Origin of the sequence: Pseudonocardia oceanicola (assembly GCF_047200735.1) — a bacterium.
In the GTDB taxonomy this organism is placed as follows: Bacteria; Actinomycetota; Actinomycetes; order Mycobacteriales; family Pseudonocardiaceae; genus Pseudonocardia.
Genome location: NZ_JBJZON010000059.1, coordinates 1 through 4,022, shown reverse-complemented (window position 1 = coordinate 4,022; position 4,022 = coordinate 1). Strand labels below are relative to the sequence as shown.

Genomic DNA, 4,022 nt, shown 5'->3' with positions numbered 1-4,022 from the left:
GCCCTGCTCACCGGCCGCGACACCTGGACCATCGCCGGCTGACCACGAACATCTGTTGACATCGCGAGAAGGAGAGAGATGCGCGCAGTCCAACTGCTCGAGCCGACGAAGCTCGAGCTCACCGAGATCGACACACCTGAGCCTCGCGCAGGTCAGGTTCTGCTCGAGGTGCGCGCAGCCGGGGTCTGCCAGACGGACGTGCACATGCGCCGCACCACTGAGGCCTGGGTGCCCGCCGGCACGATCCTCGGGCACGAGACGGCGGGCCGGGTCGTCGCCGTCGGGGAGGGGGTCTCGGGCTGGGCGGTCGGTGACGCCGCCGCCGTCTATCCGGTCTGGTCCTGCGGGGTCTGCCGGTCCTGCACCGCGGGCAAGCAGAACGCTTGCCTCAACACCGGCAGCAGGATCGCCCCGGCAGCCACGCCGGGCGTGAGTGTGAACGGCGGGATGGCCGACTTCATGGTCGCGCCGGCGTCGGCGCTGGTCCGTACCGGCGACCTGGACCCGACCATCGCCGCGACCCTCACCGACGCGGCACTGACCCCGTACCACTCCGTGCGGGAGTCCCTGCACCTGCTGGGGCCCGGCTCGTCGGCGGTCGTCATCGGGGCGGGTGGGCTCGGACGGATGGCTGTGCAGATCCTGCGGGCGATCACCTCCGCGCGGGTCATCGTGCTCGACGTGAGGGAGGCTGCGCTCGCCGCTGTCCGGGACGAGGTCGATGCTGCGCTCGACTCCTCCGACCCGTCCATCACGGACAAGGTGCTCGCCGCAACCGGCGGGACGGGTGCGGACGTGGTGCTCGACTTGGTGGGCAACGACGCCACGCTCGCTCTCGCCACCGGCGTGGTCGCGCCCTATGGCGCCGTCCGGGCGATCGGGCTGACCGAGGGCCGCTTCACCTTCGAGACCAGCCAGGGAGCACTGTCGTTGCCGTGGGGGGCCTCCCTCACCCGGCCCTACAGCGGCACCTACCAGGACCTCGTCGAGGTCGTGGCACTGGCGCAGTCGGGCCACCTCCGGCCCGCCGTCCAGACGTTCTCGCTGGACCAGGCCCTTCGTGCGCTCGACCAGCTCGAGGCGGGCTCGTTGACGGGCCGCGGCGTCCTGGTACCCAAGGGTGCCTGACGGTCCGGCCGTAGCGGCGACAAGGGGCCCGTCCGGACGTCCGGACGGGCCCCTTCTCGCGTCGGCTCAGCCGGAGTAGGAGCCCGAGAGCAGGATCTGCTTCACCTCGGTGAACTCCAGGATCCCCTCCTTGCCGCACTCGCGACCCCAGCCGGACTGCTTCACGCCGCCGAAGGGCTGGGTGAGGCAGACACCGGCGAGGTTGATCGCGACGCCACCGGAGTGGATCCGCTTGGCCACCCCCAGCGCCGCGTCCTTGTCCGAGGAGTAGACCGAGGCGGCGAGGCCGAACTTCGAGTCGTTGGCGATCCGGATCGCGTCCTCGACGTCCTCGTAGGCCAGCACACAGGTGATGGGGCCGAATACCTCCTCCTGCGCGATGTCCATGTCGGTGGTGACGTCCCGCAGCAGGGTCGGCTCGAACCAGAACCCGCCCTCGGGCAGGTGCTCAGGCCGCCTGCCACCAACGGCGATCTTCGCGCCCTGCTCCTGGGCGCGCTCGAGCATGGCCTCGGTGCGCTCGCGCGCCCTGGCGTTGGCCAGGGGGCCGAGGATCGTGTCCTCCTCGAACGGGTCGCCCAGCTTGTACTTGCCGAACTCGTCGACGAGCCGGTCCACCACCTCGTCGTAGCGGGCCCGGGAGACCAGGATGCGCGACAGGGCCACGCAGACCTGGCCGACACCACCGATCGCGCCGGGGACCAGGGTCGGCAGCACCTCGTCGAGGTTCGCGTCGTCGAGAATGATCGCCGGCGACTTGCCGCCCAGCTCCAGCGCGGTGCGGGCCAGCCGGGGCGCGGTGCGCGCGACGACGTCGACCGCGACCGCAGTGCCGCCGGTCATGTGCACCATGTCGATGCCGGGGTGACCGACCAGGTGCTTCGAGGTCTCGGTACCGGCGGCGAGGATGCTGTAGACCCCGGCCGGGAAGCCGGCCTCACGGGCGGCCTCGGCGACGACGCGGGTGGTCAGCTGCGACTCCGGCGCCGCCTTGACCACGACCGGGCAGCCGGCCAGCAGCGCCGGGATGATCTTCATCCCCTGCAGGGGAACCGGCCCGTTGTAGGTGATGATCCCGAGGACCGCGCCGATCGGTTGGTGCTGGAGGAGTACCTGTGACCCGCCCTCGTTGCGCTCCTCCTCCCACTCGATGGCCGCTGCGTTGCGCAGCGCCTCGCGCCAGATCAGCGTGGACGCGCCGGTGTTGATCATCGCGCTGTGGGTCAGCGGGAAGCCGGACTCGAACGCCCACAGGCGGTTCATCTGGTCCATCCGGGCCTCGAGGGCCTCGGCGAAGCGCGTGACGACCGCGATCCGCTCCTCGACGGGCATGTGCGGCCAGGGTCCCTCGGCGAACGCCTTGTGGGCCGCCTCGGCGGCGGCATCGGCGTCCGCCGGCGACGGCGCGGGCACCGTGGCGACGACCTGCCCGGTCGACGGCATCACGACGTCGATCGTCTCGCTGCCGGCCGGGGTGACCCACTCGCCGCCGATGAACAGCTTGTCGAGGCCGGGGACCTCGACATCGAGAGCGGTCGGACTGGGGGTGGTGCTCAACGTGCCTCCTGCGACTCTGCTGTGAGGTGGTATCTATGTACATCATAGTGATAGTGCACGGCGCGTCAATCGACCGACGGAGCCTCAGCACGGCCCCGCCGCCACCTCGGGAGGACCTCATGGGAGAACGGAACGGGATGGACGTGGAGCACCGCGGCGACGTCGCGCTGGTCACGATGAACCGGCCGCCCGCGAACTACTTCGACCTCGGATCGATCCGCGATCTCGCCGATACCCTCGACGCGCTCGCCGGCCAGGGCTGCCGGGTGGCCGTCCTGGCCTCGGCGGGGAAGCACTTCTGTGCGGGCGCAGACCTCGGCGCCGGGGCTCCGCAGGATCGGGCCGAGGACTTCCGGCGACTGTATCGGGAGGCCGTGCGGCTGTTCCGCGTGCCGATCCCGGTCGTCGCTGCGGTCAACGGCGCCGCGGTGGGTGGCGGACTGGGCTTGGCCTGCTCGGCGGACTTCCGGGTAACCGTTGCCTCTTCCCGGTTCCACGCCAACTTCGCCTCGTTGGGTTTTCACCACGGCTTCGGCCTGAGTGTCACGCTGCCGCGGCTGGTCGGATCCCAACGGGCCACCGAGATGCTCTACACCGCACGCAGGGTCGACGGCGCCGAGGCCTGCTCGCTGGGGCTCGCCGACCGTCTCGTGGACGGCGACGACCCGGTGCCGGGTGCGATCGCCTTCGCGGAGCGGATCGCGGCCTCGGCGCCACTGACCGTGCGCTCGATGAAGGCGACGATGCGAGCAGGTCTCGCGGATCAGGTCGAGAAGGCGACGGAGCGCGAGTTCGGCGAGCAGTCGACGTTGTGGCCCACAGAGGACTGCCGGATCGGCCTGGCCGCTGCGGCGGCTCGGACCACGCCCGTCTTCGTGGGCCGCTGAGGCGACGGACTCGGAGTCGGAGCAATTCGCGGGTGGGGCCGACCTCGGGCGGCGCCGTCAGATTGCCGCATGCACGTCGCGTGGTCTCAAGGCGGCACCGTCAGGGCGGTGGGGGCGCCGGGGCGCGGGAGCCGATGGGCGAGGTCGTCGAGCAGCGTGCGTGCCTCGTCGGCCAGCGATCCGCGATCTCGCCGGCAGGCTCGACGAGCTCGCCGCTCAGGGCTGCCGAGTGGTGGTGCCTGCCTCGGCGGGAAGGCACACCTCTGGGCGGGCGCGGGGTCCCGGCTCGACCAAGACACGCCCACGCGCTGATCATCCGCGGGTGGGCCGGGCAAACAGTAGCGCGTGAGCCCGAGACAGCGGCGGAACGTCGGCGAGAATGGCCCTACCCAACCGTCCGTGCGCGGACACCGGGCAGTCGGTCGGTGTCGCCGGGGACAGGAGCGTGGA

At 71.3% G+C, this 4,022-nt stretch carries 3 protein-coding genes; 2 read left to right on the top strand and 1 reads right to left on the bottom strand.

Annotated features, from left to right (window positions below; all coding sequences use genetic code 11):
* The first annotated feature begins 78 nt into the window (after positions 1-78).
* On the top strand, positions 79-1,128 hold the full coding sequence (locus ACL02T_RS34700; RefSeq protein ID WP_412835062.1) for an alcohol dehydrogenase catalytic domain-containing protein: 1,050 nt from the start codon (positions 79-81) through the stop codon (positions 1,126-1,128).
* A 66-nt stretch (positions 1,129-1,194) separates the two neighbouring features.
* On the opposite strand, the gene ACL02T_RS34695 is transcribed toward ACL02T_RS34700, so the two are convergent.
* A complete protein-coding gene (locus tag ACL02T_RS34695; RefSeq protein WP_412835061.1) occupies positions 1,195-2,685 on the bottom strand; it encodes an aldehyde dehydrogenase family protein in 1,491 nt (496 codons plus the stop codon).
* A gap of 119 nt (positions 2,686-2,804) precedes the next feature.
* Between ACL02T_RS34695 and ACL02T_RS34690 the strand changes: the two genes are divergently transcribed.
* Positions 2,805-3,572: an enoyl-CoA hydratase/isomerase family protein gene (locus ACL02T_RS34690; RefSeq protein WP_412835060.1), complete on the top strand. Its 768-nt coding sequence runs from the start codon at positions 2,805-2,807 to the stop codon at positions 3,570-3,572.
* Positions 3,573-4,022: the final 450 nt, after the last annotated feature.

What these genes read in the sequence shown, in the direction of transcription:
- ACL02T_RS34700 (WP_412835062.1), top strand. Translation starts at nt 79, where the DNA reads ATGCGCGCAGTCCAACTGCTCGAGCCGACGAAGCTCGAGCTCACCGAG.
- ACL02T_RS34690 (WP_412835060.1), top strand. Translation starts at nt 2,805, where the DNA reads ATGGGAGAACGGAACGGGATGGACGTGGAGCACCGCGGCGACGTCGCG.